Genomic DNA, 26,080 nt, shown 5'->3' with positions numbered 1-26,080 from the left:
ACCGATGCGGTACTACCTGCGCAAGTTCGCCTTCTACCTGGTCGCCCTGTGGGCCGCGGTGACACTGAACTTCTTCATCCCGCGGATGATGCCGGGCGATCCGGCGGACATCCTGATGGCGAAGCTCCAGCAGCACGGCGGCGCGGTGGACCCCTCCGCACGCCGGGCCTACGAGCTCCTGCTCGGCACCCACACGGACGAGTCGCTGCTCCGGCAGTACGCCGCCTACCTGGGCAACCTGCTACGCGGTGACTTCGGGATCTCGGTGAGCGACTTCCCGACCCCGGTCTCGACCGTCATCGCCACCTCACTGCCCTGGACCATCGCCCTCGTCGGGATCGCGACCATCCTGGCGGTCGTCTCAGGGATCGTGCTGGGCGTGTTCGTGGGCTGGCGGCGTGGCACCTGGCTGGACTCGCTGGTGCCGGCCTCGACCGTACTGTCCGCGGTGCCGTACTTCTGGCTCGCCCTCATCCTGGTCGCCGCCCTCGGATCGGGGCTGGGCTGGTTCCCCCTCCTGGGCGGGTACGACGTCGCCATCACCCCCGGCCCCTACACCGACTTCATCATGTCCGCGCTCTACCACGGCATCCTGCCCGCGGCCACGATCGTGATCTCGTCGGTCGGAGGCTGGGTGCTGGGCACGCGGAACATGATGGTCTCCGCGATGGCCGAGGACTTCGTGCTCACCGCCAAGGCGAAGGGCCTCAGCGAGCGACGCATCATGATCCGGTACGCGGCGAGGAACGCGATCCTGCCGTCCGTCGCCGGATTCGCGATCTCCCTGGGCTTCGTCGTCGCCGGCTCGATCGTCACCGAGCAGGTCTTCGCCTACCCCGGCATCGGCTCGAAGCTGCTCCAGGCGGTACAGAACAACGACTACGCGCTCATGCAGGCCATCTTCCTGGTCATCACGGTCACCGTGCTCGCAGCCAACCTCGCCGTCGACCTGCTGTACGGCCTTATCGACCCACGCACCCGGACCAGCGGATAGGGCCCGTGCGGCATTGGATCACCACCCCACAAAGACCCTGAGGTGGCACGTAGATGACGAACATCAGCCCCGATGTGCAGCCGCGCCCGCGCGATGTCCGGCGCGTGCGCTGGTCACCCAAGCTCGTGGTCGGCTCCGCCCTGATCCTCGCGATCGCCCTGTTCGGTCTCGTCGGCCCCCTGCTGGTCGACGACCCGGACCGGATCGACAACATGGGTCTGACCTCCCCGAGCGGCGACCACCTACTGGGAACCACCCAGACAGGCCAGGACGTTCTCGCCCAGATCGCCTACGCCACCCGCGGCTCGCTCTACATAGGCGTCACGGTCGGAGTCCTGGCCACCGTCCTCGCCGCACTCTTCGGCATCGTCGGGGCCTACCTCGGCGGCGTCGTGGACGAGGCGTTCTCACTCTTCTCCAACGTGATGCTGGTGATCCCCGGGCTTCCGCTGATCATCGTGATCTCCGCGTTCGTACCGCCCGAGCAGCGCGGATCCTGGACGATCGCCCTGGTGCTGGCGATCACCGGCTGGGCCGGTTCTGCTCGTGTCCTGCGCTCCCAGACCCTGTCCCTGCGCAACCGCGACTACGTGCTGGCCGCCCGCGTCGCGGGGGAGGGCCCGGGAAGGGTCATCGGCGTCGAGATCCTGCCCAACCTGCTGCCGCTGCTGGCCTCCCAGTTCGTGTTCGCGGTGATCGTCGCGATCCTGAGCGAGGCAGGCCTGTCCTTCCTCGGTCTGGGCGCATCCTCCTCATCGACCCTCGGCACGATGCTCTACTACGCGCAGAACGGCTTCGCCCTCCAGCGCGGCGCCTGGTGGTGGTTCGTACCGCCAGGGCTGATCATCGCCCTGTTCGGCTGCGGTCTCGCCCTGGTGAACTTCACCATCGACGAGATCATCAATCCGACGCTGCGCAACCTCCCTCGCCGGACACGGGAAGCGGCCCGCCGAGCACCCGTGGCTGAGCCGAGCCGCGAGGAAGGCGTGGTGCTCGACGTGCGAGGCATGTCGGTGGTCTACCAGGGCGAACAGCCGGTGCACGCCGTGCGGGACGTGTCCCTCACGCTGCGGCGGGGTGAAATCCTCGGCCTGGTCGGTGAGTCGGGCTGCGGCAAGACCACCCTCGCGTACGCGGTGAACCGACTGCACACGCCACCCGCCGAGATCACCGACGGCTCCGTGACCTTCCACGACCGCGAGGGAGGTTCCCTCGACGTACTCGCCCTGCCACCACAGGAGTTGAGCGCCTTCCGCTGGGCGAAGCTGGCCATGGTCTTCCAGGGCGCGATGAACTCGCTCAACCCCGTTCTGACCATCCGGGCACAGATGGAGGACGTGCTCATCACCCACCGGCCGCAGATGTCCCGTACGCAAAGGCGGGCCCGCTGCGCCGAACTGCTCACCACGGTCGGCATCGATCCGAGGCGTCTGCGCTCCTACCCGCACGAGCTGTCCGGGGGGACGCGTCAACGCGTGATGATCGCGATGGCGATGCTGCTCGATCCGCAGGCGGTCATCCTGGACGAGCCGACGACCGCGCTGGACGTGGTCGTGCAGCGGGGCATCCTCCAGGAAATCACGCGGCTTCGCGACGAGATCGGCTTCGCCGTCCTGTTCATCACCCACGACCTGCCCATGCTCCTTGAGGTCGCGGACCGGATCGCGGTGATGCTCGACGGGGAGATCGTCGAGAACGCGCCGACCGAGGACATACGCGACCGGCCACAACACCCGTACACCCGCAGGCTGCTCGACTCCTTCCCCAGCCTCACCGGCGAGAGCGGGGCGTTCGCAGGATCCGGAGGTACGTCATGACGGTGCTCGAAGTGGCCGACCTGGTCAAGGAGTTCAGGGTCAGAGGGGGCCTTCGCCCGACCCGGTTGCGGGCCGTCGACGAGGTCTCCTTCACTCTCACCCCGGGGCGTACGGTGGCACTGGTCGGCGAATCCGGATCGGGCAAGTCCACGATCGCCCGGATCATCGCCCGCCTGGAGCGGCCCACCGCGGGGCGGGTCACTCTCACCGGGGCGGACGGGGCGCCCGTCCCGGACCGCGACTACCGTCACCACGTACAGATGGTGTTCCAGGACCCGTTCGCCTCGCTGAACCCGTTCCACACCATCACCCACCACCTGGCGCGCCCGCTGCGTCTGCACGGTCGCACCAGGACGCGTACCGAGACCACGGTCGCGGCGGCGGAACTCCTTGACCGGGTCAGTCTCCCGTCCGCCGCCATCGCACACCGCCGGCCCCACGAACTCTCCGGCGGACAGCGCCAGCGCGTGGCCATCGCCCGCGCACTCGCGCCCGGTGCGACCGTCCTGGTGGCCGACGAGCCGGTCTCCATGCTGGACGTCTCGATCCGGCTGGATGTGCTCAACCTGCTGGCCCAACTGCAGCGGGAGGAGAACCTCGCCGTCCTCTACATCACCCACGACCTGGCGACCGCACGGCACTTCGCCGACGACATCCTGGTCCTGTACCGGGGGCGAGTCGTCGAACGGGGGCCTGCGGACAAGGTGATCCGCACCCCGCAACACCCCTACACCCAACTCCTGGCCGCAGCCTCCCCCGACCCGGCCGCACGGGGCCGGGTCGTGAACATCGACCCGGCGGAGGTGGTCAAGGCGGGCAGCATGCCGGCGTACGAGCACCGTTAGGCGGGAGGCGGGAGGCGGGAGGCGGGAGGCGGGAGGCGGGAAACGCGGGCGGCCGCGGGGAGTCAGGGGCTCTCGCCCGTGCCGACGAGCAGCGGTCGTACCCCGTCCTGCGGGTGGGCGAGGGTCAGCTCGCTCTGCAGGACCAGGACCGCCCCACCGATCGCCGCCGCGTCCGAGCCGTTGACCGACGGCACGACCCGCACCGGATGCACCCGGCGCGCGAACGTACGTCGGTCCACCTCCTGTTGGATCACCGCCTGGTAGATCGAGCCCGCCACGGCGAAGCTCGGCCCCGCCAGCACGATCGTGTCGACGTCGAACAGGGTCGACATCGTGACGGCGGCGTACCCCAGATGGCGAGCCGACCGCTCCACGAGGTCCCGAGCCTCGGGGTCACCGGCGTTCGCGGCGGCCGCGATCCGCGCGAACTCCGTGAGGAAGCCGTCGTCGGTCGGGGCGAGCGCCAGCCGCTGGGCCAGCTCCGGCATCGCCATGGCCTGCCGGACCAGGGCGGAGGGGCCGGCGTAGTTCTCCAGGCAGCCGACGTTGCCGCACGGGCACTCTTCGCCATTGACATCGATGGAGATGTGGCCGATCTCCACGCTGTTCGAGGAACTGCCGCGATACACCTCGCCGGCCACCACGACCCCGCCACCGATGCCGGTAGCCATGTAGATGCAGCCATAGGTGCTGCGCGGCGCGACCGCTCCCAGCCAGTACTCGCCGATCGCGGCCGCGGCGGCGTCGTTGTCGAGCAGGACGGGAAGTCCGAGGCTCTCCGCGAGCCTCGGTGCGACCGGGTGGCCGAGCCACTCCTCGGTGGGCTGCGGGGTCAACAACGTACCCGCGCGCCGATCCTGCGGGCCGTAGCCGACCAGGCCCACGCCCAGCACCTTCTCGCGGTCGACCCCGGCGGTGGCCAGCAGCGCCTCCACCTGGGACGCCACCAGCGGCAGCGCCCGCTCCGGCGGCATCATCGCAGTCCCTTGGAACGATGTCCGGGCCACCTGCCGGCCGGTCAGATCGACCACCACGATCACGCACGTGTTGCGTTCGAGTTGAACTCCGACGCTGTACCGGGCCTGCGGGTTGAGCTGGACGAGCGTGCGCGGCTTGCCGCCTGTCGGCGCGCCGCGGCCGACTTCGACGACCAGGCCGTCGGCGATGAGCTCACGCACGACCTCGGAGATGGTCGCACCGGTCAGACCCGTCGCCGCCGCGAGCTCCACCCGGCTGGTCGCGCGCGCCGACCTGATCACATCGAGGACCAAGCCGCGCGTCTTCAGCCGGCTCGCCCACAGTGGACTGGTCGCCACGTGTACTCCTTAGTTCCGGACTTTGCCACCTTACTTTACTTAGGCCGCGCAGGACCTTTCGCTCCGGCCGCCTCCCAGTCCCCAGAAGCCAGTCGCAGGCACCTTGACTTTCATAAGTCACCGAATTAACGATGGTGCATCGCTCCCATCGGTCCCTTACGGCAACGAGGAGATCAGGTGAAACGTCGTCACGCCTTAATGGCCACCGGCGCCGCCGGTGCGCTGATCCTGGGTGGCCTTGCCATCGCCACCCTGCCCGCGTCGGCAGCCGACACCGGTTGCTCGGTCACCTACACGGTGCAGAGCCAATGGTCGGGCGGGTTCAACGCGGACGTGGCCATCACCAACCTCGGCGCCGCCGTGCGGGGGTGGAAGTTGACGTTCGACTTCCCGGACGATGACCAGAAGGTCACCAACGGCTGGAGCGCCACGTGGACACAGTCCGGGGCCCATGTGTCCGCCGCCGGCCTGGATTGGAACGGGGCGCTGGACACCGGCAAGTCCGCCTCCATCGGCTTCACTGGTGCGTGGAAGAGCGCCAATCCGAAACCCGCGTCGTTCGCGCTCAACGGCGTGACCTGCACCGGCTCGGTGACATCCCCGACCCCCAGCCCCACAGTCACTCCGCCCGGCGACCCCGGCGGCCCGGCCCCGAAGCTGAAGGTCTCCGGCAACAAGATCGTCACTGCCGGCGACAAGCAGTACCGGCTGCTGGGTGTGGACCGCTCCAGCGGTGAATACGCGTGTGTGCAGGGCAAGGGGCAATGGGACAGCGGCCCGGTCGACCAGGCCTCCGTCGACGCGATGAAGACCTGGAACGTTCACGCGGTACGCCTGCCGTTGAACGAGGAATGCTGGCTCGGCATCAACGGCTCGCCCAACGGAGCCACCTACCAGCAGGGCGTCAAGGACTACGTCAACCTGCTGGTGGCCAACGGCATCACCCCGATCCTCGACCTGCACTGGACCCGGGGCGCCTATACCAACGGGCCGGACTGGCACTGCAAGGACGCCACCGCGACCTGCCAGAAGCCGATGCCCGACGCGCAGTACGCCCCTCAGTTCTGGACCGGTGTCGCAGGCGCGTTCAAGGGCAACGACGCCGTCGTCTTCGATCTGTTCAACGAGCCGTACCCGGAGGTCGCCAGCGACTGGGACAAGACCCTCGGCTGGAAGTGCTGGCGTGACGGCGGCACCTGCACCGGCCTGCCCTATGAAACTGCCGGCATGCAGGACCTCGTCGACGCGGTCCGGACCACCGGCGCGACCAATGTCCTCATGCTGGGCGGCCTGGAGTGGGCCAACGACATGCGGGAGTGGCTGACGTACAAGCCGACCGACCCGCTGAACAACATCGCCGCGTCCTGGCACTCGTACAGCTTCAACGCCTGCGCGACCGAATCCTGCTGGGACAGCCAGGTCGCGCCGCTCGCGCAACAGGTGCCGGTCGTCATCGGTGAGTTCGGCCAGGACAACTGCGGCTTCGACTACATGCAGCGGTTGGTCGACTGGGCCGACGCGCACGGCATGGGTTATCTCGCGTGGACCTGGAACCCGTGGGGCTGCAGCACCGGTGGCGTGCTCATCAAGGACTGGGCCGGCACCCCGGAGCCCGGCGTCGGCGAGGGTCTGAAGGCGCACCTCCTCAGCCAAGACCCCTACACAACCCCGTAACCCCCGAGCACCCAACGGCTGCCCAAACCGAAGACGAAGCCGCCCCGGCCGGATGTCCCCATGGCACATCCCGGCTCGGGCGGCTTCGACCACCACGAGTGCGTCGCGGGCGGTGGGTGCTTGTACACGGCGGCCCTGGCGATGCCGGAAGTTGTTCACCTCAGCCAGGACGGCATCGTGCTGCGGCGGCGCGGGAATCTCAGCCATTACCTCCGTAACGAAGGTGACGGGTCGTCAGCCTGATGGGATGCTGGCCTCACTCTGAACAGGTCTCATGCACCTCACGCAACCGAACCCCAAGCCTCCATCAGCTGCTCGGGCCCGTACGTCGCCGTCGGCCCGTCCACCGTGAACCCGGAGCGGGACACCGCGACCAGCGGGGTGTCCTCGTCGGCGCCGGGCACCGCCAAGGCGTCCCGGGCCAGGGCGGCCAGGGCGCGGTGGTCGAAGGAGCTGCGTTCGTGCCACTTGATCGAGCCGACGAACCCGATCTCGCGTGCCGGCGACCGGTCCGCCCCCACGAGGTCCACCTCGGGATTGTTCGTACGGGGCCACCAGCCGCCCACTTCCCGCACCTCCGGCCATGTGTCGTCGGGGAGCAGTCGTGCCAGCGATTCCCTCACGACGGGTTCGATCGCCCGCCCTCGCCACGAGGTCCAGCCGCGTTCAACCGCCTCGACCACGACTCGACTGCGCCCACGTTCGATCTCCTGGATCCCACGTTCCAGGAAGGCGAGCCAGAAACGGAGGTAGGGATCGGCGACGCGATAGCGGCGGTCGCGGTCTCCCGGACGGGTGGAGAGCGGGGTGTCGACGGCGACGAGTCGTTTGTCCGCGAGGGTGCGCAGGGCGGGGTTGAGCGAGCCGGGCGGGAGCGGCCGGTCCGCTGCCCCGGCTTTCGCGGCGATCGTCCCGAAGGTTCGTTCGCCGCTCCCGATCACGGAGAGCACGTGCCTGGCCTGGAGGGAGGTGGGGAACTCGGCGGCCAGCATCCTCTCACCGGAGACGAGGAGGGGGGAGGTGGGGTCGTCGAGCGTGCGGGAGAGGAAGTCGACGCGGCTCTCGCCTTCCTGCCACTCCTGGCAGATGAGCGGAAGGCCGCCGGTGATCAGATGGGCGTCGAAGGCGTCCGCGGCCGGGAGCCCGGTCATGGCCATGACCTCGGCGGGGGAGAGGGGCGCCAGCACCATCTCGACGCCTCGCTGGTGGAAGGGGCGCCCGTAGGCGGAGAGCTGCTCCATCATGGCCAGATCACTGCCGATGATGACGAGCAGCACGGGTTTCCTGCTCAGTACCCGGTCCCACACGGTCTGCAGGGTGCCCTCCAGAACCGGGTCGCCTTCGAGCGTCCAGGGCAGTTCGTCGAGCACCACGACACTGGGGGCGTCGTCCGGGAGCACCGCGGCGAGCTGACGAAGGGCGGTGTCCCATTCGGCGACGGTCGTGACGCCGGCCAGGAGGGTTGTGTCGGGCAGTGAGGAGTGCCGGACCTCGGCGAGGAAGCGGGCCCGTTCCCGGTGGGCGTCCTCGCCCCGCGTGGCTTGGTGCACGACGTACGGCACCTGGGCGCGCTCACAGAAGAGGTCCACGAGCCGCGACTTCCCGACCCGACGCCGGCCGCGCAGCAGCAGCGCCCGACCGCGCTGATCGCCCCGCCCGTCGCGCACCCAGGCGAGGTGACGCTCCAGGGCAGCCAGCTCGGATGTGCGGCCTACGAAGCCTGGCATGGGTCACCTCTCGAGTTTGCTCATGTTGAACATACTCAAGTGAATCATAGTATGGAGGATCGGAGTAGCGCTCCAGTTGCGCTATGTCATGATGCAGCCGGTGGCGGAGCTCCTCCGTGTCCCTTCGGGAAGCAACCCCGGGAAAGTAAGACTCAACCTACGCAAGACGGGATCTGCGCTTCCTCATCGAGGGCGGATGCAATGTGCACTCCTGCTCTCGACGCGGTGGCCCGTCGGGCCCTACCGTCGAGTTCCTCGTCCTTCCCGCGCAGGGGGGCTCATGCGGTCACGCAGACCAACGCCGTGGGCGGTCGTGCGGATTCTGCTGCGCCTGCAGATGCTGCTCGCGCGAGACCAGATGCCGGGACTCCCATGGGACGGCAATGATGTGGGCCTGTGGGTGTGTCTGGTGCCCGGCTGCCGTTGGGCGCAGTTCGTGGCGGGGACCCCCGGCAGCTTCGACCTATGTGACGCCCACGGCGCGGCCGACCTTCATCCGGCCAGGGACGGTGAGGCGAACCGGGACGTGAAGTGTCCCGACGACAGCTGTGCCGTGACCACCCACATCGACAACTACAACCCGAGGCTCCATGCGCCGACGTACTTCCTCTGCGTCACGCACAAGGGGAGACAGTGAGTCAACTGAGCGCGCTGGGCGTCGCGGACGCCGACCTCACCCCGCGGCTGAAGTTCGTCAACATCCTTCCCTCCGTCCTGCTCATCGCCGCCGTGGTCTCACTCATCCTCGGCGGCGCCCCAGCGCATGCGCCCAGCCTGGACCGGCTGCTCAACGCCCGCTCGTACGGCTGGGCCGGAGCCGCTCTCGCCTCGGTAGGCGCGCTCGTCGCCGGTCTGCTGCTGCAGCCACTGGAACTCGCCTCCATCCGCTTCCTCGAGGGGTACGTCAGCCCGACGGGCCCGCTCGGGCCGCTGGCCAGGATGAGGACATGGGTCCATGCGAACCGAAGGTCCAGGCTCACCTGGCAGAAGGACCACCTCCGCGACGAACCCCACGTCGAGACCGCCGAGTTGGGGCTCACGCTCATGCCGCACAAGGCGCCCGTCCTGCCCACGACCCTGGGAAACCGGCTGCGGGCGGCGGAGGAACGGGCCGGCCGCCCCTATGGGTTCGACGCGCTGCTGGTGTGGCCGCGCCTCTACCACGTCCTGCCGCAGGATGTGCTGCAGACGCTCTCCGAGAGCCGCAACCAACTCGACACCGCGGCCCGGCTGAGCCTGTCGTTCGGCCTCACTTCGGCCGTCACGACCGGGCTGTTGGTGACCCACCCCTGGTGGCTGACGTTGCCCGCGGCCCTCGCCTGCCTGTCGTGGTTCGCCTACCGGTCCGCCGTCCACGCGGCGACCACCTACGGGGTCACGGTCGCCGCCGTGATCGACGTGTACCGGCTGAGGCTCCTGCAGGAGATGCATCTCGGCATCCCCGACGACACGGCGAAGGAACGCGAACTCAACGGGGATCTCAAGGCCTACTGGTCGAGGTCCGACGGCGAGCCGCTGCCCCGTCCGGTGAAGTACGACACCGGGGGCACCACCACCGGCGGTCAGGCGGGCTCAGGTGGCCCCTGACTTCTCCTCAGCCTTGCGGATCTCGATCCCGCCGAGCAGCGAGAGCGCCTTGATGTGCAGGGTCGGCCTCGCAGGGATCGAGGGATCCGGCACGGGCTGCTGGGCCCAACGCGACGAGTAGCGTTCCACTTTCACCTCCCACGTGGCGGGCACCAGCACGTCGACTCCGCTCAGGATCGCCGTCACGTCGAGCCGCGCCTCGTGCCACACCCGGCCGCGGCGGCGCATCTCATGGAGCCGCGCCTCCCGCAGATCGATCACGCAGCCGCTGGCCACCGCCGTGACCGTCGCCAGCGAGAACTCCCCCCGTGGCCACACCACCCTCCGCGCCTCTGCTATCGAGACCAGCCGCGTCACGAGCAGTCCGTCGGCGGACGGCGCCGCGACCGCCATGCCGGTGAGCATGAACGTGCCTGCGAGGAGCAACGCCATCGGCCACACGTAGGGGCGGACCGGGTCGGGGAAGGGGTCGCGGGTCAGCAGGAGGAGAAGGGCACCGGCGAGGGCGACCGCGACGGGGCCGCGCAGCACGTTCGTGACGGCGAGGAGGAGCCGGAGCGCACCGCCGAGGCCGAGGGCCACCAGGGCGAGGGGCCACCAGTCGCCCAGGGTGGCGAGGACGTGCGCGGAGGGCGCGAGCCGGTCGACGAGGGCGGTGAGACCGACGGCGGACAGCGTCAGCGCGATCCATATGCGCAGATGGCTTCTCACGGAAGCGAACGTTAGTACACAGGACAGGAGTTGGACCTGGCCGAGTGCGTCACCCGCCCAGGTCCTCGGCCTTCGCTGGTCGGCTCAGGTGCCGCCTCTCCAGTGCCGCCTGTGCAATCCGTGACCGTCGCCGTCAGCCCGCAACCGTGAACCAAGTAACCCGAGACTTCTTCCACTCCGAGTGAGTCAAGTCCTTCGCCTCCGTCCCGTCCCCGTAAAGGTCGGCCGAGCCGTTGTCGGTGAGGAGTTGGGCTCGGGCGCCCGGGGCGGTGAGGTCGGGGACGTCGATGACTGCTTCCCAGCCGCCGGGGTCGGAGGTGGGGAGGTCGAGGGTCTTGGTCGGGGCGTGGGCGGGGTCGCCGTCCCAGGTGTAGAGGGCGTACGGGTCGGTGTTGTCGTCGGCGGCCCAGGAACCGGCGACGATCAGGTACTGGTTCGCGGCGTTCTTGCGGAGGTCGCGGATCGAGAGGCCGCCGAGGTCGAGCTCGATGGGGGTGCCGAAGGTGGCCGTCGCGCCGCTGCCGGCCACCTTGTCGATGTTCGTGACCGGCACGAGCAGCGCCTTGCCGCCGGAGACCGCCGGAACCAGCGGCGCGCGGAAGCCGATGTACGCCGTCGTCGTCGAGCCCGGCGCGAACTCCAGGCCCTCCACGTTGAAGCCGTTGGCCTCCTTGGGGATCTCGCCGTCCGCGGTGCCCGCCGCGAAGCCGTAGCGGTCGCCGTGCGCCTCGTCCCAGGCGACCAGGTCGTCGCGGAGCTTCTTGTATGCGCCGCCGTACGACAGGGTGGTGGCCGCGCCGGACCCGGTCACCTTGGTGGTGAAGAGGGTGTTGCGGGCCGGCTTGTACTCGCCGTCCTTGTTGTTGCCGAGCGAGCCCGTCCAGTAGATGGTGTCGCCCACCCGTGCCGCGCCCTCGATGTCGATCTCCTTGGTGACACCGATCTTCGAGCTGAAGTCCCAGGTCTTGACGGGCGCACCGGACGTCGAACGGTCGTACAGGCGCAGAACGTTGGACTCGTCGTCCGCCACGACGACATACCCGCCGCCCACGTCGACGGCCGCCGAGGCGTCGCTCGAACCGGTGAAGTACCTGCTGTCCGCGCTCTGTTGGACGGCGGCGGACGCGGCGTAGTGCAGCGTCTTGGAGGCCGTCTGTCCGTCGACACCGGTGACCTTGACGGTGAGGTCGGTGTAGCCCCGGCCGCGCGCGGCGACAACCAGCTTGCGGGCGGCGCCCGTTCCGGTGATCGTGACGTCGCCGGTCGTAGCCACTGAAGTCCTGCTGCTGGCCGTCACCTTGACGCCGAGCGCCCCGGCGTCGGCCCCGCTCTGCCCGACTGTCACGTTCACCGTCGGGTCCCCGGTCGCGCCGACCGCGCCCGACAGGTACGCCGCGGACAGGGCGATGCTCGGGGTGCCGTAACTCGCCGCCTGCGCCTGGCTTCCCATGCTCATGAGCGCGAGCGTAAGCGCCCCGCTCGCCATGGCAATCGCCCTGCGCCCGCCGGGGGAAACGTAGTCCTGCACTGGGAGCCTTCCGTCGTCACGATGTCGACGTGAAGGCTGGGCCGCCCCCACCAACTGCGAGCGGCCTCCGTACGCACACAGGGTGAACAGCTTCGGACGCGACAGTCGGAAGTGCCTCGCCACTCAGGGAGTTCGGCCGTCGAGCGAGCGTTCCGTGACGCCCGCCAGATGCGTCGCGAAGACCTCGCGCGCGTCCGGAGTCAGCGTGCGCAGGGCGACCAGGGCCGTGATGACGACATCGCAGAGCTCCGACCGGACGTCGTCCCAGGTGTGACTCGTCCCCTTGCGCGGGTTCTGGCCTGTCGCGCCGATCACCGCCTGGGCGACCTCGCCGACCTCCTCGGAGAGTTTCAGCACCCGCAGAAGCAAGGCCTCCGGGCCGTCGACCGCCTTGTTCGCGTCCAGCCAGGCGTGCAGGTCGTCGATCGCTTTCCAGACTTCTTCGTCAGCCATGAGGTCAGCCTCGCAGAGGCGCAAGCCATGAGGTCAGCCTCGCAGAGGCGCAGAAGCCTCCCCGGCTCCTACTCGTCGAACAGCGTCTCCTGCTCGCCCTCCGCTGCCCGCCGCACCCGTCGGCTCCGCGCCCCCACCACCGCCAGCGTGACCGCTGCCGTTCCGGCCAGGGCCGCGGGGACCATCCAGCCGCGGTCGAAAAGGTGCCCGAGCGCGTGGTCGAGGGAGAGCCGGCCCGGGCCCGTCACGGCGAGGCCCGCCGCGGTCAGACCGAGGGACGCCGCGTGCTCGTATCCGCCGCTCTGCGCGAAGAAGCCGTTGGGCGCGTGCACCGCGGACGCGCCCGCCATCGCGCCGGCCGCCGCCGCGCCCGCCGCCGGGGTCGCGAGGCCGAGCGCCAGCAGAGCGCCACCGCCCGCCTCGGCCAACCCCGACGCCCTGGCGCTCGCCTTTCCGGGGGAGTAGCCGACGGATTCCATGAACTGGCCGGTGCCCTCGATGCCACCTCCGCCGAACCACCCGAACAGCTTCTGCGCGCCGTGCGCGGCCAGCACTCCGCCCGTGCCCAGGCGGAGCAGCAGAAGGCCCAGATCGCGTCGGTCGTAGCAGGTCATCTCGTGTCACCTCTCGTCACACCAGGAGCGCGGTACCTCCACCGTCGCACCGCGTACCCCTCCCGCGCCCGCCCCGCACCCGATTCGCGCCGCCGTTCGGGTGGCGGGCGCCGGGGAACGGTGTGAGTCTGGCCGGCATGACGATTCAGGTGACGAAACTCAGTGATCCGGCCGTCCGGGCCTTCGTCAGCGCGGTGAACGCCCACGACCGCGACGCCTTCCAGGCGGTCCTCGCCCCGGACGCGACCATGTCCGACGACGGCTCCGACCGCGACCTCGCCGACTGGACCGAGCGGGAGATCTTCTCCTCGCACGGCCACATGGAGGTCGACCGCGAGTCCAACGACGGCCACTCCCTCACCGCGCACTACTGCAACGACGCCTGGGGCGAGATGAAGACCAAGTGGAGCTTCACCGTCGACGACAGCGGCAGGATCTCCCGCTTCGAGACCGGCCAGGCCTGAACTTCGGGACCGGACAGACCTGCCACCTTCGAGACCGGACAGGCCCGAGTCCCGTACGAGGTCTTGCGTTGAAGCGCGCTTCAACTCCTAGCGTCCACAGGCATGGAGAGCAACGAGCACACCAAGACCACCAGCACCAGCAGCAGTACCAGTACCAGCACCACCAGAACACTGGGCCGCAGCGGCATCGAGGTGAGCGCGCTCGGCTTCGGCTGCTGGGCCATCGGCGGTGAGTGGCAGACAGCCGACGGACAGCCGCTGGGCTGGGGCAAGGTTGACGACGACGAGTCCGTACGGGCCGTACGCCGCGCCCTCGACCTCGGAGTCACCTTCTTCGACACCGCGGACGCGTACGGCACCGGGCACAGCGAGCGCGTGCTCGGCCGGGCCCTGGGCAAGCGCCGGGCCGACGTCGTGGTCGCCACCAAGTGGGGCAACGTCTTCGACGAGGAGACCCGGACGGCACTGGGCCAGGACGACTCCCCGGCGTACGCCCGCCGTGCCCTGACCGCCTCGCTGGAGCGCCTGGGCACCGACTATGTGGACCTCTATCAGCTGCACATCTCCGATGCCGACCCCGTGCGTGCGGCCGAACTCCGCGACACCTGCGAGGAGTTCGTGCGCGAGGGCCTGATCCGCGCGTACGCCTGGAGCACCGACGACCCGGACCGCGCCGCCGTCTTCGCTCAGGGGCCGCACTGCGCGGCCGTACAGCACCGCCTCAACGTGCTGCAGGAGGCGCCCGAACTCCTCGCCTTCTGCGAGCAGTCGAATCTCGCGAGCATCAACCGCAGTCCGCTCGCCATGGGATTGCTCACCGGCAAGCAGTCGGCCGGACGTGCTCTCGACGCCGGAGACATCCGCAACGCGCCGCCCGCCTGGCTGCCCGGCTTCACGGAGAACCGCGGCGCCGACCCGGCCTGGCTCGCCAAGGCCGACGCGCTCCGGTCCATCCTCACCAGCGGCGGCCGTACGCCCGCCCAGGGCGCCCTCGCCTGGATCTGGGCGCGTAGCCCGCGCACCGTCCCGATCCCGGGCTTCCGCTCGGTCGCCCAGGCCGAGGAGAACGCGGGCGCGATCGCCCAAGGGCCGCTCACAGCCGCGCAGTTGACCGACGTCGATCGCGTGCTCGGACGGTGAGCGGCCCTGCGGGACGCCGCCGACGGCTCGGTGGCCGGATCAGTAACCCTGACCGCCACCGCCACCGCTACCGCCGCCACCGAACGGTTGCTGGGCGTACTGCTGCCCGGCGTACTCCGGAGCCTGCGCTGCCGCGCGCCGTGCCCCGCCCTGCTCGGTCAGGGTGATCTGCCCGGCCTTGATGGTGGCGAGCCGCGGTGCGCGGCGGGCGATGGACGAGTCGTGGGTGACCATGATGAAGGTCAGCCCGTACTCGTGCCACAGTCCTTCGAGCAGCTCCATGATGTCGTCACGGGTGCCCTCGTCGAGGTTGCCGGTCGGCTCGTCGGCGAGCAGCACCTTCGGCTTCTTGACCAGCGCGCGGGCGATGGCGACGCGCTGCTGCTGACCGCCGGACAGCTCACTGGGCGCATGGCTCAGACGGTCGCCGAGACCGACCGAGCCCAGTGCCTCGGCGGCCCGCTCGCGCCGCTCCCTGGGCTTCGCGCCGAGCGGTACGAGCGCGGTCTCCACGTTCTCCTGCGCGGTCAGCGTCGGGATGAGGTTGAAGGACTGGAAGATGATGCCGATCTTCTCGGCGCGCAGCCGGGTCAGCTTGGCCTCGCTGATGGAGGCGAGGTCCACGCCGTCCAGCTCGACGCTGCCCGAGGTGGGCCGGTCCAGGCCGCCGATCATCTGGAGCAGGGTGGACTTGCCGCCGCCGGTGGGGCCCTGGATGACGAGCTGGTCGCCGTCCTCGATGGTGAGGTCGACGCCGCGCAGCGCGTCCACCGTCTCCTTGCCCCGCGTATAGCGCTTGGTGACGCCGGTGAGCTTGTACATGAGTTCTCCGTGACTGGCATGACTGGCATGACTGGCATGACTGGACTGAAAGGGGCGGGGCGCCGCAGCCCGGGGGGAACGGACGCGGCGCCCCGGCTCAAGGGGTGTGGCCCGAGGGCCGGTTGGCCGGGTGGCCGGTCAGGAGACGCTGCGCAGCGCGTCCGCCGGGCGCATCCGGGAGGCGCGCCAGCCGCCCATGGCGCCGGCGATCAGACCGCCGGCGATGGCCAGGCCCGCGGCGAGCGCGATGGTGGTCACCGAGACCGGCGCGGACAGCGCGACCTCCATGGTGTTCTTGGCCGCCGAGGCCGCCTGCTGACCCGGACCGCCGCCACCGGGACCGCCGCCCATGCCGCCGCCACCGCCGCCGGTGGAGCCGAGTTCAGCAGTCAGCTTCGGGCTGATCGCCGTCACCGCGTACGCGGCGCCGAGCCCGAGTGCGATGCCGAGGGCGCCGCCGAGCAGGCCGTTCACGATGGACTCCCCGACGACCTGCCGGGTGACCTTGCGCGACGGCCAGCCGAGCGCCTTCAGCGTGCCGAACTCCCGCACACGGCGGCTGACCGCCGAGGAGGTGAGCAGCGCGGCCACGAGGAACGCGGCGACCAGGACCGCGATCGACAGCCACTTGCCTACGTTCGTAGCGAGGTTCGCGGCCGTCGACAGCGAACCGGAGACGGTGTCCGCGAGGTCGGCGGAGGTGGTCACCGTCGTCCCCGAGATGTTCTTCTGGATGGTCGACTTGACCGCGTCGATCTGCTTCGAGTCGGTCGCCTGGACGTAGATGGTGGTGACCTTGTTCTTCGCGTCACCCAGCGTCTGCGCCTGCTTCAGCGGCAGGTAGACATCGGTCGTCGAGTCGCTGCTGTCCGGCGTCGCGATGCCGATGATCGTGTACTTGGTGCCGGAGATCGTGAGAGTCTTGCCGACCGTCTTCTTGTTCTCCTTGGCGTACGACTTGCTGAGCACCGCGACCTTCGCGTTGGTCTGCGTCGCCGTGAAGGCCTTGCCCTTGGTGATCTTCGAGGTGGCGAGCGGACCGAGGTCCTGGTGGGTGACGTCGACCCCGGCCACGGAGTACGAGTTGACGTCGAAGGAGGCGCCGCCGCCCTGGACCTGCGGCTGCCCGGTGCTGGTGCCGCCGCCGGGCGCGCCCTGGCCGCCACCGCCCTGCTGCTGGGTGGTGGAGCTCTTCGCCTTGCCCTGGGTGAAGGAGCCGTCGACCTTGGTGACGTTCAGGCTGAGCGCGCCCACCGCGCTCGCCACGCCCTTCTGCGCCGCGACCTCGGTGACGAGCGAGGACTTCAGGGACTGCCCGCCCTGCGTCATCACCCGGTCGGAGCTCTGCGTCTTGCTGCTGTCCGACTTGGCGTCGAAGTCGAACTTGGGCCTGCTGGAGGAGTTGCCGGAGGGGGCCGCCTGGGCCTTGGTGACGGTCATGTCCGTACCGAGCCCGTAGAGCGACTGGAGGACCTTGTCCTGTGCCTGCTGCATGCCGGCCGACACCGAGTTCACGGTGATGACCAGCGCGATACCGAGCGCCAGACCCATGGCGATGACCAGAGCCGCCTTCTTGCGCCGGCTCAGCTCGCGCTTGAGATAGATGCCAAACATCCCGTTCCTCGAAGGTTCTTGGCGCCCGCTGTGGGCGCGGCCACAAACTATGGAGAAACCTTTGAGTCGGCCTGAGTAAAAGATGTGTCAGGGCTGAGAAAGTGACGGCGGTCATCAAATTTCCATAAGACAGCTGATTCCTGAGCTGTGGAGGGCGTACTGCCAGGAAACGCCTGTTGGGTGGGGTGTTGGTGAAGAAGAGCGGACCGCCCGGTGCGCACCTCCGGTGGGACGGTGGACAGGCGCACCGGGCGGTTTCGTGCTCTTCGCCGTAGGCGTTTGCTTCACCGCGTGCGGGCCGGACTGTTCGGGGTTCCGTTCCGGCGCCTTTCTTTGCCGTGTCTTTGAGAGTGCCGTGCCTTTTCTTTGGGACCCCGATGTGCGGTGGCCCCGGCGCGCTTTGTACGGTCCCGGGATGCGCGATTCCTCTCCGCTTTCCCGCCGTGCTGCCCTGGGCCTCGCGGCGGCCGTGCCGCCGGCGGCCGCCACTGCCGCCGCCGGCGCCGTCCCCGCGTCCGCCACGACCGCCGCAACCGTCGTCGGTGGTGAGCGACTCGGCCGTCCCGGCGTCCAGGTGAGCGGTGCCTCGGGCCTGCCCGGGAAGCTCACGGCGCGCTCCTGGCTCGTCGCGGACCACGAGAGCGGCGAGATCCTCGCCTCGTACGACGCGCACACGCGTCTGGCGCCCGCCTCCACGCTGAAGATGCTGTTCGCGGACACGGTGCTGAAGAAGTTCGACCGCGCCGAGCGGTACACGGTGACCGACGCCGACCTGGCCGACATCCCCGCGGGCTCCAGCCTCGTCGGCGTCAAGCCCGGACTCACGTACACCGTCGAGCAGTTGTGGCTCGGTGTCTTCCTGCGCTCGGGCAACGACGCGGTGCACGTGCTCAGTCACATGTACGGCGGCGTCGCCGAGACGGTGGCCGCGATGCAGGCCAAGGCGGGCGACCTCCAGGCGCTGGACACCCATGTGGTCAGCCCCGACGGCTTCGACCACAAGGGGCAGTTGTCCTCGGCGTACGACCTGACCCTCTTCGCCCGGCACGGCCTCGGCGACGCCGACTTCCGCTCCTACTGCGCGACGAAGACCGCCGACTTCCCGGCGGGCGGCAAGAAGACCTTCCAGATCCAGAACACCGACCGCCTGCTGACGGGCGCGTGGGGCGTGCGGACGTACGACGGTCTGATCGGCGTGAAGAACGGCTACACCAGCCACGCGGGCAACACCTTCACCGGCGCGGCGACCCGCGGCGGCCGCACACTCCTCGTCACCGTCATGCATCCCAGGAGTGGCGGCAGCGGTGTCTACGAGGAGACGGCCGCGCTGCTCGACTGGGGGTTCAAGTGGGCCGGGCGCGCCAAGTCCGTGGGCACGCTGGTCGATCCGGTCAGCGAGGGCGGCGCCGCCGCGACGCCGACGCGGAGGGCGGTCAAGGGTGCCGCCGGTGCTCCTGCTGCGGCCGGTCAGGCGCACTCGGCGTGGGGCATGGTCGGCGGGGCGGGCGGAGCCGTCGCGCTGCTCGCGGGCGGGGCTTTCGCGCTGCGCCGGCGGCGGCGCGCGATGGCGGACGACGACTCCGACGCGTCCGGCCGGCACCGGGCCTGAGGGCTTGCGGGCCGCAGGCGCGAAGGTCTGCGGGCCGAAGAGGCCGAATGTGGTGGCAGCCGTTCCGCGGTCCGGTGCTTACCTCGCGGTTTCCCGCGAGGTCCGCCCCCTGCCGGGCCGTGGAACGGCTGCCGCCTCCCCCCTAGGAGTGGTCCTTGGGCGTACCGAAGCCGTGTGCTCCAAGTGTGAAGCTTTGATGGAGGAGTGTTGAGCATATGCCTGTCACCGGGCGGAACGGTACGGAGGTTCAGCTTCCGTTTGTGTAGGTTGAGCCGTTGACCACCTCTTGGTCCGGCGTTGATCCCACGTTGATGTCGCATGCGACCCCGAACGGGTCGCGTCTGCGGCCGGCTCAGCCGCGGCCCACGTACGGCATCGCCGTCGCCAGCACCGTCGCGAACTGCACGTTCGCCTCCAGGGGCAGCTCCGCCATGTGCCGCACCGTGCGCGCCACGTCCGCGACGTCCATCACGGGTTCCGGCACCATCTCGCCGTTGGCCTGCAGGGCGCCGGTCTCCATGCGCCGGGTCATGTCGGTCGCCGCGTTGCCGATGTCGATCTGACCGCAGGCGATCCGGTACGGACGCCCGTCCAGGGACAGTGACTTGGTCAGGCCCGTCAGCGCGTGCTTGGTCGCCGTGTACGCGATCGAGTGCGGGCGGGGCGTGTGGGCCGAGATGGAGCCGTTGTTGATGATCCGGCCACCCTGCGGGTCCTGCTCCTTCATCTGCCGGTACGCGGCCTGCGCGCACAGGAACGCGCCGTTCAGGTTGGTGTTCACCACGTGCTGCCAGGCGTCGTACGGCAGCTCCTCGACCGGGACGCCGCCGGGCCCGAACGTGCCCGCGTTGTTGAAGAGCAGGTCGAGCCGCCCGAAGCGCTCGCGCACGGCGGCGAACAGGGCCGCCACGTCTTCGGGACGGGATACGTCGGTGCGAACGGCGAGGGCGGCGCCCGCGGGTGCCTCAAGGGTCCCGGGTGCCTCGGGTGCCTCAAGCGCGAGGGCGGCTGTCTCCTCCAGGGTCTCGGTCCGGCGGCCCGCGAGCGCCACCGACCAGCCGGTGCGCAGGAGTTCCACGGCCACCGCACGGCCGATACCGGAGCCCGCCCCGGTCACCACGGCGATCTTCGTCTGCATGGCATTCATGGGCCAGCAGCGTACGGCGGGACTCCGTAATGCGGAACTGGTTGTCCATCATACGGAGTCCTGCCGGATGGGTCAGCCGACCTCACCGGGGTAGCGGACGCCGATCCGGTCCCGTACGGCGTCGAGGGTGCGCATCACGGCGAGGGTGCCGTCGAGCGGGACGAGGGGGGACTCGGTCTCGCCGGCGCGCAGGGCCCGCATGACCTCGGCGGCCTCGTGCTTGAGGCTGGTGCGCGGGCCGTGGGCCGGGTCGGCGAGGACCTTCTCGGGCTCGTGGCCGTCGCGGTGCAGCACGAAGTGGTCCGGGTGGAAGAAGCCGAACGGGATGTCGACGCGGCCCGCGGAGCCGGTGACCGAGGCGGAGGTGGCGGTGCCGCCGGTCAGGGAGCAGTGCACCGAAGCGAGAGCGCCGCTCTCCCAGGAGAGCAGTGCTCCGGTCTGGAGATCGACACCCTCCTCCGAGAGCACCGCTCTCGCGACGACGTCCGACGGCTCCCCGAGCAACAACTGTGCGAACGACACCGGATACACCCCGAGATCGAGCAGCGCACCGCCTCCCTGCGCGGGATCACGCAGCCGGTGGGAGGGCGGGAAGGGCCCCGCAAGCCCGAAGTCGGCCTGGACGGTGCGCACCTCGCCGATCACACCGTCGTCGATCATCGCCTTCAGCCGCAGGATCAGCGGATTGCAGTACATCCACATGGCCTCCATCAGGAAGCGACCGTTGCTGCGAGCGAGCCCGACCAGCTCCTGCGCCTCGCCCACGTTCAGCGTGAACGCCTTCTCGCACAGCACATGGCGCCCCGCCTCCAGGCACATCCCGGCGGCGGCCCGGTGCGCCGCGTGCGGAGTGGCGACGTACACCACGTCGACGTCCGCGTCCTCGGCCAGCGACGCCCAGTCCCCGTACGCCCGCGGTATCCCGAACCGCTCGGCGAACGCCTTCGCCGACTCCTGGGTCCGCGAGGCCACCGCCACCACCTCGGCGTCCGGCAGGTCCACCAGATCCGCCGTGAACGCCGCGGCGATCCCGCCCGTCGCCAGAATGCCCCACCGCACGCGTCCGTCGCCCGTCATCCCGGCCCCTCGTCGTTCTCTGACCCCTGCGAGTCCTGTGAGTCCTGTGGTCTGTGACCCCGACCACCCCTAAACGGGTGTTCGAGCTGAGAGCATAGGTCGCGGAACGAAGGAAGAGGGAGGGGCACATGCCCGAGCGTGGCCGTACCACGCGGGACGAGAGCGGCCCGGGGGGACACATACCGAACGCGACCGTCGCCGACACACGCGCGACGATCGCCGATCCGGCACCGGACCCGGGCGCCCTGCGCCGCACCGGACTCCTCGTCACCCTCGTCCTCGGCGGACTCGCCGCCACACCTCCGCTGGCCATCGACATGTACCTCCCGTCACTGCCGGAGGTCACCAGGTCCCTGCACGCCCCGGCCGCGACCGTGCAGCTCACGCTCACCGCGTGCCTCGCGGGCATGGCGCTCGGGCAGCTCGTCGTCGGCCCGATGAGCGACCGGTGGGGCCGCAAGCGCCCGCTGATGGCGGGCCTGCTCGTCTACATCCTCGCCACCGCCCTGTGCGCGCTCGCGCCCACCGTCGAACTCCTCGTCGCCTTCCGGCTCGCCCAGGGACTCGCGGGCGCCGCCGGGATCGTGATCGCGCGGGCCGTCGTACGCGATCTCTACGACGGCATCGCGATGGCCCGGTTCTTCTCCACACTCATGCTGATCTCCGGGGTCGCCCCGATCGTCGCGCCCCTCATCGGCGGCCAGATCCTGCGCGTCACCGACTGGCGGGGCGTCTTCGTCGTCCTCACCGTGGTCGGCATCGCGCTCACCGCCGTCGTCTGGACGAAGCTCCCCGAGACCCTGCCGCCCGGCGAACGGCACAGCGGGGGCGTCGGCGAGGCGCTGCGCGCCATGCACGGACTGCTCGCCGACCGCGTCTTCGCCGGCTACATGCTCGCGGGCGGCTTCACCTTCGCCGCGCTGTTCGCGTACATCTCCGCGTCACCGTTCGTGATCCAGGAGATCTACGGCGCCTCCCCGCAGACCTTCAGCCTGCTCTTCGGCGTCAACTCCGTCGGCCTGGTCATCGCCGGCCAGGTCAACGGCAAGCTCCTGGTCGGCCGCGTCAGCCTGGAAAGGGTCCTGGCCGTCGGCATCGCGGCGGTCACCCTCGCCGCGACCGCGCTGCTCCTGATGGCCACCGGCGCCCTCGGCGACGTCGGCCTCGCCCCCGTCGCCGCCGCCCTGTTCGTGCTGATGTCCGCGATGGGTCTCGCCCTGCCCAACACCCAGGCCCTCGCCCTGATGCGCGTACGGCACGCCGCCGGATCCGCCTCCGCCCTGCTCGGCACGTCCTCCTTCCTCATCGGCGCGATCGCCTCGCCGCTGGTCGGCGTCGCCGGGGAGCACACCGCCGTCCCGATGGCCGTCGTCCAACTGGCCGCGGTACTGGTGGCAGCGGCCTGCTTCGTGGGACTGTGCCGTCCCTGGCGGACCGGAGGCACGCCGGAGGCACCGGAAGGAAAGGCGGCGGACAGCTGAGCGCACCGCGACTGCGCATCGACACCCCGGAGAGGGCCGGGCTCGACGCGGAGGAACTGCACCATCTCGTACGCGATGTCCGCGGCCTCACCCTGGGAGCGGACCCCTGGGCGCCCGGCGTCGTGCTCGTCGCCGGACGCGGCCCGGTGATCGCCGCCGAGCAGGCCGCCGGGTGGGCGGTGCGCTACGCGTCCTACGACGAGAAGACCGACTCAGGCCTCGAACTGCCGCCCGAGGCCCGCGTGCCGATGAGCGTGCACACGCCCTTCGACCTGGCCTCCCTCACCAAGCTGTTCACCGCGGTCGCGGCCATGCAGCAGCTGGAGCGCGGCACCCTCGGCGTCGACGCGCGCGTGGGGGCGTATCTGCCGGAGTTCCGCGGCGCCCGCGAACACGGCATCACCGTACGGCAGCTGCTCACGCACACCTCCGGGCTGCGCCCCGAACTCCCGCTGTACGACTGCCCGGACGCCGCCGCCCGGCTCACGCTGCTGCGCGCCGAGGCACCGTCCTCGCCGCCGGGCCAGTACCTCTACTCCGACCTCAACCTGCTCCTCCTCCAGTTCGTGCTGGAGCGCATCACCGGGCGCGGCCTCGACGTGCTCGTGCGCGACGGGATCACCCGGCCGCTCGGGATGACGGCCACCTGCTTCGGGCCGTGCCCGGGCGCGGCCGCCACCGAGGACCAGCGGCGGCCGTGGGCGAAGGCCGAGCGGGGCATGCTGCGCGGGGTCGTCCACGACGAGAACGCGTGGGCGCTCGGGGGAGTGGCCGGGCACGCGGGGCTCTTCTCCACGGCGCGCGACCTCGCCGTCTTCTGCCGCACGCTCCTGGCGGGCGGCTCCTACGGGCCCGCCCGCATCCTCGGCCCCGACTTCGTCGAGCTGATGCTCACCCCGCCGGGGCTGGGCTTCGCCCTCGACCAGCCGTGGTTCATGGGCGCGCTCGGCCACCGGGGTGCCGCCGGGCACACCGGGTTCACCGGTACGTCCCTCGTTCTCGACCCCGCGACGGACACGTTTCTGGTGCTGCTGGCGAACACCGTTCATCCCCGGCGCCGGCCCGCGGACAACGTGCCGCGGGCGGCGGCCGCCGACCGCCTGGCGCGGGCGGTGCGGGCGAGTCCGTCGGGGGTGTGAGGGTTTCGCCCCCTCCGCCCCTTCCCGTCCCGAGACCCGGGGGCTGCGCCCCCTTTCCCCCTGCATCGCGCTGACGCGCTCGTCCTCAAACGCCGGACGGGCTGAATCCAGCGCGGAGCCCCCGAGTACGGGACCGTAGAATCACCGGGTGAACGTCGCCTCTCCCGCCGAGACCCTCCGTACCGCCCTCGCCGGGCTCCTCGACGGCCTTCCGCCGAAGGCGGCGACGCAGGCGGTCGACCGGCTGATCGCGAGCTACCGGGGGACCACCCCGACCCACACTCCCGTCCTGCGCGACCGCTCCGACGTGGTGGCGTACGCGGCCTACCGGATGCCGGCGACCTTCGAGGCGGTCCGCGCGGCACTGGACGCGTTCGCGGACACGGTGCCGCAGTGGACGCCGGCGAGCCACGTGGACGTCGGCGGCGGCACCGGCTCGGCAACCTGGGCGGTGAACGCGACCTGGGACGGCACGCGCCCGGTGACCGTGCTGGACTGGGCGGAACCGGCGCTCGCGCTGGGCCGCGAGATCGCCGCGGCGAACCCGGAGCTGACGTCCGCCGAGTGGCACCGCTCTCGTATCGGAGCGGCGCTCACCATCGAGAGCACTGATCTCGTCACCATCTCCTACGTCCTCGGCGAACTGACCGTCGCGGACCGCGCCGCGGCCGTCGCCGCCGCCGCTGGTGCCGCCCAGGCCGTCGTGGTCATCGAGCCCGGCACCCCCGACGGCTACGCCCGGGTGATCGAGGCCCGCGACCGGCTGATCGGCGCCGGGTTCCACATCGCGGCCCCCTGCCCGCACAGCGCCGCCTGCCCCATCGTCCCCGGCGAGGACTGGTGCCACTTCTCCGCCCGGGTCAGCCGCTCCTCCCTGCACCGGAAGGTCAAGGGCGGCTCCCTGGCGTACGAGGACGAGAAGTTCAGCTACGTCGCCGCCACCCGCTTCCCGGTGACCCCGGCCCCCTCCCGCGTCGTCCGCAGGCCGCAGATCCGCAAGGGCCAGGTGCTCCTGGACCTGTGCGGCCCGGACGAGTCGCTCCACCGTGCCACCGTGACCAAGCGTCAGGGGCCGCTGTACAAGGCGGCCCGCGACGCCGACTGGGGCGACGCCTGGCCGCCGGAGGCATAGCCGGCCCGAGCCCTGCCCTACTCCGTCCGCAGCGCCGTCGCCGTCCGGGTGCGGGCCGCCCACCCCGCCGGCAGCAGCGCGCCGGCCACCGCGATCAGCGGTCCGCCGCAGCCGAGCAGGACGAGTTCCGGGACGCCGTAGACGTCGAGGGCCGAGGCGGGCAGTTCGAGGCCCGCGCTGTGGCCCATGGCGGGCACCACCAGGTCGTGCAGGGCCAGGCCGACGGGCACCCCGACCGCGCCGCCGAGCACCCCGACCCCCAGCACCGAGGCGATGACCATCGCGATCGTCTGCCGCGGTGTCATGCCGAGCGCCTTGTGGATGCCCAGGTCGCGGACGCGTTCGCGGGTGTCCAGGACCACCGAGTTGAGGACGCCGAGCCCGGCGACCGCGACGAGCATCAGGGTGAGGATCGAGGTCAGCGCGTCCAGGATGACGATCACGCTGCTGTGGCCGCCCGAACCGCCGACACCCGCGCTCGCGCCGGTCGCCGTCAACGCGGTGTTCAGCGCGCGGGCGTAGGCCTGCGCGTCCGTGCCCGGCCGTACGTCGATGTGGTACTCGACGGGCTGCAGTTCAGGGTCGGCCGCCTTGAGCGTGGCCGCGTCGGTGAGCAGGGTCCGGCCCTGCTGTTCGGTGCTGAAGACCTCCCCGACGATCCGGACCCTGACCGTCCGGCCGTGGTCGCGCAGGGCGACGCTGTCCCCGATCCGGGTGCCGGTGGCGGTCAGGAAGGGCGTCGGTACGACGGCCTCGCCCGCGCCCTCGAACCAGCGCCCGGAGATCATCCGGTAGCCACCCCAGGAGGCGTCGCCGGTGAAGGCGGAGACCTCGAAGGAGCCGGACGTCCCGGCGACCGCCACATCGGCGGTGCCGACGCCGAAGTACCTCCGGGTGCCGGCCCGGTCGTCGATCGCCTTCGTCACGGCGGCCGGGTCGGCCACCTCGTCCGGCCGCGAGGCCACGCCTCCTCGGATACGCCCCGGCCCCTCCTGCACCGCCTGCACGGTGACGTCGGAGGTGTCGTGGTCGCGAGCGGCCTGCACCTCGGCCAGCGAGGAGGCGAGGCCCACGGCGAAGGTCACGGCGACCGCGCCGAACGTGACCGCCGCGGCCGTCGCCGCAGCCCGGGCCGGCCGGGCGAACGGCCTGGCCAGGCCGAGGCCGACCGGGCGGGGGGTCAGCGTCT

23 protein-coding genes are annotated in these 26,080 nt (G+C 70.6%); 12 read left to right on the top strand and 11 right to left on the bottom strand.

What is annotated here, in order from left to right; genetic code table 11:
• The first annotated feature begins 4 nt into the window (after positions 1 to 4).
• From ABZS97_RS19300 to ABZS97_RS19290, 3 genes are read left to right on the top strand one after another with little or no spacing between them, the layout of a single operon-like run.
• On the top strand, positions 5 to 994 hold the full coding sequence (locus ABZS97_RS19300) for an ABC transporter permease (RefSeq protein WP_356139387.1): 990 nt from the start codon (positions 5 to 7) through the stop codon (positions 992 to 994).
• A 53-nt stretch (positions 995 to 1,047) separates the two neighbouring features.
• Complete coding sequence (locus tag ABZS97_RS19295; RefSeq protein WP_356139384.1) at positions 1,048 to 2,811, top strand: dipeptide/oligopeptide/nickel ABC transporter permease/ATP-binding protein; 1,764 nt, start codon at positions 1,048 to 1,050, stop codon at positions 2,809 to 2,811.
• Positions 2,808 to 3,656, top strand: coding sequence for an ATP-binding cassette domain-containing protein (locus ABZS97_RS19290; protein WP_356139382.1), 849 nt, complete (start codon positions 2,808 to 2,810; stop codon positions 3,654 to 3,656). Before ABZS97_RS19295 ends, ABZS97_RS19290 begins: the two co-directional genes overlap by 4 nt.
• A gap of 62 nt (positions 3,657 to 3,718) precedes the next feature.
• On the opposite strand, the gene ABZS97_RS19285 is transcribed toward ABZS97_RS19290, so the two are convergent.
• Positions 3,719 to 4,972 (bottom strand): ROK family transcriptional regulator, encoded by a 1,254-nt coding sequence (locus tag ABZS97_RS19285; RefSeq protein WP_356139380.1) that lies wholly within the window; start codon positions 4,970 to 4,972, stop codon positions 3,719 to 3,721.
• Between the two features lie 177 nt (positions 4,973 to 5,149).
• Between ABZS97_RS19285 and ABZS97_RS19280 the strand changes: the two genes are divergently transcribed.
• On the top strand, positions 5,150 to 6,646 hold the full coding sequence (locus ABZS97_RS19280) for a cellulase family glycosylhydrolase (RefSeq protein WP_356139378.1): 1,497 nt from the start codon (positions 5,150 to 5,152) through the stop codon (positions 6,644 to 6,646).
• A gap of 281 nt (positions 6,647 to 6,927) precedes the next feature.
• Here the strand turns inward: ABZS97_RS19280 and ABZS97_RS19275 are convergent, their stop codons facing one another.
• Entirely contained in the window at positions 6,928 to 8,373 is a 1,446-nt protein-coding gene (locus ABZS97_RS19275) for a DUF234 domain-containing protein (RefSeq protein WP_356139377.1), read from the bottom strand.
• Between the two features lie 280 nt (positions 8,374 to 8,653).
• Here ABZS97_RS19275 and ABZS97_RS19270 point away from each other — a divergent pair, with 280 nt between their 5' ends.
• Positions 8,654 to 9,010 carry a hypothetical protein gene (locus ABZS97_RS19270; RefSeq protein WP_356139375.1) on the top strand — a complete coding sequence of 119 codons (357 nt, stop codon included), beginning with the start codon at positions 8,654 to 8,656 and terminating at the stop codon, positions 9,008 to 9,010.
• Positions 9,007 to 9,960 (top strand): hypothetical protein, encoded by a 954-nt coding sequence (locus tag ABZS97_RS19265; protein WP_356139373.1) that lies wholly within the window; start codon positions 9,007 to 9,009, stop codon positions 9,958 to 9,960. Before ABZS97_RS19270 ends, ABZS97_RS19265 begins: the two co-directional genes overlap by 4 nt.
• Here the strand turns inward: ABZS97_RS19265 and ABZS97_RS19260 are convergent.
• The 4 genes from ABZS97_RS19260 to ABZS97_RS19245 form a co-directional block, all read right to left on the bottom strand.
• Positions 9,946 to 10,671 (bottom strand): hypothetical protein, encoded by a 726-nt coding sequence (locus ABZS97_RS19260; RefSeq protein WP_356139370.1) that lies wholly within the window; start codon positions 10,669 to 10,671, stop codon positions 9,946 to 9,948. The genes ABZS97_RS19265 and ABZS97_RS19260 overlap by 15 nt on opposite strands.
• Positions 10,672 to 10,804: 133 nt before the next feature.
• A complete protein-coding gene (locus tag ABZS97_RS19255) occupies positions 10,805 to 12,127 on the bottom strand; it encodes a DUF3616 domain-containing protein (protein ID WP_356139366.1) in 1,323 nt (440 codons plus the stop codon).
• Between the two features lie 195 nt (positions 12,128 to 12,322).
• On the bottom strand, positions 12,323 to 12,652 hold the full coding sequence (locus tag ABZS97_RS19250; protein WP_356139364.1) for a MazG-like family protein: 330 nt from the start codon (positions 12,650 to 12,652) through the stop codon (positions 12,323 to 12,325).
• A 68-nt stretch (positions 12,653 to 12,720) separates the two neighbouring features.
• The gene (locus ABZS97_RS19245) at positions 12,721 to 13,266 is read right to left on the bottom strand and encodes a DoxX family membrane protein (protein WP_356139362.1); all 546 of its coding nucleotides are present in this window, start codon (positions 13,264 to 13,266) and stop codon (positions 12,721 to 12,723) included.
• Between the two features lie 137 nt (positions 13,267 to 13,403).
• On the opposite strand from ABZS97_RS19245, the gene ABZS97_RS19240 reads away from it, so the two are divergent.
• Together ABZS97_RS19240 and ABZS97_RS19235 are read left to right on the top strand one after the other, a co-directional pair.
• Positions 13,404 to 13,730, top strand: coding sequence for a nuclear transport factor 2 family protein (locus tag ABZS97_RS19240; protein ID WP_356139360.1), 327 nt, complete (start codon positions 13,404 to 13,406; stop codon positions 13,728 to 13,730).
• Positions 13,731 to 13,832: 102 nt separating this feature from the next.
• Entirely contained in the window at positions 13,833 to 14,870 is a 1,038-nt protein-coding gene (locus ABZS97_RS19235; RefSeq protein ID WP_356139357.1) for an aldo/keto reductase, read from the top strand.
• 39 nt (positions 14,871 to 14,909) lie between these two features.
• On the opposite strand, the gene ABZS97_RS19230 is transcribed toward ABZS97_RS19235, so the two are convergent.
• Together ABZS97_RS19230 and ABZS97_RS19225 are read right to left on the bottom strand one after the other, a co-directional pair.
• Positions 14,910 to 15,692 (bottom strand): ABC transporter ATP-binding protein, encoded by a 783-nt coding sequence (locus tag ABZS97_RS19230; protein WP_356139355.1) that lies wholly within the window; start codon positions 15,690 to 15,692, stop codon positions 14,910 to 14,912.
• Between the two features lie 138 nt (positions 15,693 to 15,830).
• A complete protein-coding gene (locus tag ABZS97_RS19225; RefSeq protein WP_356139353.1) occupies positions 15,831 to 17,306 on the bottom strand; it encodes an ABC transporter permease in 1,476 nt (491 codons plus the stop codon).
• Between the two features lie 415 nt (positions 17,307 to 17,721).
• On the opposite strand from ABZS97_RS19225, the gene ABZS97_RS19220 reads away from it, so the two are divergent.
• Positions 17,722 to 18,915, top strand: a complete 1,194-nt coding sequence (locus tag ABZS97_RS19220) for a D-alanyl-D-alanine carboxypeptidase (RefSeq protein WP_356139351.1) — start codon at positions 17,722 to 17,724, stop codon at positions 18,913 to 18,915.
• A 352-nt stretch (positions 18,916 to 19,267) separates the two neighbouring features.
• On the opposite strand, the gene ABZS97_RS19215 is transcribed toward ABZS97_RS19220, so the two are convergent.
• Together ABZS97_RS19215 and ABZS97_RS19210 are read right to left on the bottom strand one after the other, a co-directional pair.
• Positions 19,268 to 20,062, bottom strand: a complete 795-nt coding sequence (locus ABZS97_RS19215) for an SDR family oxidoreductase (RefSeq protein WP_356139349.1) — start codon at positions 20,060 to 20,062, stop codon at positions 19,268 to 19,270.
• A 72-nt stretch (positions 20,063 to 20,134) separates the two neighbouring features.
• A complete protein-coding gene (locus ABZS97_RS19210; RefSeq protein WP_356139347.1) occupies positions 20,135 to 21,139 on the bottom strand; it encodes a Gfo/Idh/MocA family oxidoreductase in 1,005 nt (334 codons plus the stop codon).
• 128 nt (positions 21,140 to 21,267) lie between these two features.
• Here ABZS97_RS19210 and ABZS97_RS19205 point away from each other — a divergent pair, with 128 nt between their 5' ends.
• From ABZS97_RS19205 to ABZS97_RS19195, 3 genes are all read left to right on the top strand, one after another.
• Positions 21,268 to 22,620: a multidrug effflux MFS transporter gene (locus ABZS97_RS19205; RefSeq protein WP_356139345.1), complete on the top strand. Its 1,353-nt coding sequence runs from the start codon at positions 21,268 to 21,270 to the stop codon at positions 22,618 to 22,620.
• The gene (locus tag ABZS97_RS19200; protein WP_356139343.1) at positions 22,557 to 23,759 is read left to right on the top strand and encodes a serine hydrolase domain-containing protein; all 1,203 of its coding nucleotides are present in this window, start codon (positions 22,557 to 22,559) and stop codon (positions 23,757 to 23,759) included. Before ABZS97_RS19205 ends, ABZS97_RS19200 begins: the two co-directional genes overlap by 64 nt.
• A 148-nt stretch (positions 23,760 to 23,907) precedes the next feature.
• The gene (locus tag ABZS97_RS19195; RefSeq protein WP_356139341.1) at positions 23,908 to 24,891 is read left to right on the top strand and encodes a small ribosomal subunit Rsm22 family protein; all 984 of its coding nucleotides are present in this window, start codon (positions 23,908 to 23,910) and stop codon (positions 24,889 to 24,891) included.
• A 17-nt stretch (positions 24,892 to 24,908) separates the two neighbouring features.
• On the opposite strand, the gene ABZS97_RS19190 is transcribed toward ABZS97_RS19195, so the two are convergent.
• Positions 24,909 to 26,080: ABC transporter permease (locus ABZS97_RS19190; RefSeq protein WP_356139339.1), on the bottom strand; the 1,172-nt coding region annotated here is incomplete at its 5' end.

It is taken from the genome of Streptomyces sp. NPDC005485 (assembly GCF_040606085.1).
Taxonomy (GTDB): domain Bacteria; phylum Actinomycetota; class Actinomycetes; order Streptomycetales; family Streptomycetaceae; genus Streptomyces.
This window is presented reverse-complemented; position numbering and strand designations above follow the sequence as displayed.

What these genes read in the sequence shown, in the direction of transcription:
- ABZS97_RS19220 (WP_356139351.1), top strand. Translation starts at nt 17,722, where the DNA reads ATGCGCGATTCCTCTCCGCTTTCCCGCCGTGCTGCCCTGGGCCTCGCG.
- ABZS97_RS19210 (WP_356139347.1), bottom strand. Translation starts at nt 21,139, where the DNA reads ATGACGGGCGACGGACGCGTGCGGTGGGGCATTCTGGCGACGGGCGGG.
- ABZS97_RS19300 (WP_356139387.1), top strand. Translation starts at nt 5, where the DNA reads ATGCGGTACTACCTGCGCAAGTTCGCCTTCTACCTGGTCGCCCTGTGG.
- ABZS97_RS19290 (WP_356139382.1), top strand. Translation starts at nt 2,808, where the DNA reads ATGACGGTGCTCGAAGTGGCCGACCTGGTCAAGGAGTTCAGGGTCAGA.
- ABZS97_RS19235 (WP_356139357.1), top strand. Translation starts at nt 13,833, where the DNA reads ATGGAGAGCAACGAGCACACCAAGACCACCAGCACCAGCAGCAGTACC.
- ABZS97_RS19295 (WP_356139384.1), top strand. Translation starts at nt 1,048, where the DNA reads ATGACGAACATCAGCCCCGATGTGCAGCCGCGCCCGCGCGATGTCCGG.
- ABZS97_RS19240 (WP_356139360.1), top strand. Translation starts at nt 13,404, where the DNA reads ATGACGATTCAGGTGACGAAACTCAGTGATCCGGCCGTCCGGGCCTTC.
- ABZS97_RS19225 (WP_356139353.1), bottom strand. Translation starts at nt 17,306, where the DNA reads ATGTTTGGCATCTATCTCAAGCGCGAGCTGAGCCGGCGCAAGAAGGCG.
- ABZS97_RS19250 (WP_356139364.1), bottom strand. Translation starts at nt 12,652, where the DNA reads ATGGCTGACGAAGAAGTCTGGAAAGCGATCGACGACCTGCACGCCTGG.
- ABZS97_RS19205 (WP_356139345.1), top strand. Translation starts at nt 21,268, where the DNA reads ATGCCCGAGCGTGGCCGTACCACGCGGGACGAGAGCGGCCCGGGGGGA.
- ABZS97_RS19230 (WP_356139355.1), bottom strand. Translation starts at nt 15,692, where the DNA reads ATGTACAAGCTCACCGGCGTCACCAAGCGCTATACGCGGGGCAAGGAG.
- ABZS97_RS19255 (WP_356139366.1), bottom strand. Translation starts at nt 12,127, where the DNA reads ATGAGCATGGGAAGCCAGGCGCAGGCGGCGAGTTACGGCACCCCGAGC.
- ABZS97_RS19245 (WP_356139362.1), bottom strand. Translation starts at nt 13,266, where the DNA reads ATGACCTGCTACGACCGACGCGATCTGGGCCTTCTGCTGCTCCGCCTG.
- ABZS97_RS19270 (WP_356139375.1), top strand. Translation starts at nt 8,654, where the DNA reads ATGCGGTCACGCAGACCAACGCCGTGGGCGGTCGTGCGGATTCTGCTG.
- ABZS97_RS19275 (WP_356139377.1), bottom strand. Translation starts at nt 8,373, where the DNA reads ATGCCAGGCTTCGTAGGCCGCACATCCGAGCTGGCTGCCCTGGAGCGT.
- ABZS97_RS19215 (WP_356139349.1), bottom strand. Translation starts at nt 20,062, where the DNA reads ATGAATGCCATGCAGACGAAGATCGCCGTGGTGACCGGGGCGGGCTCC.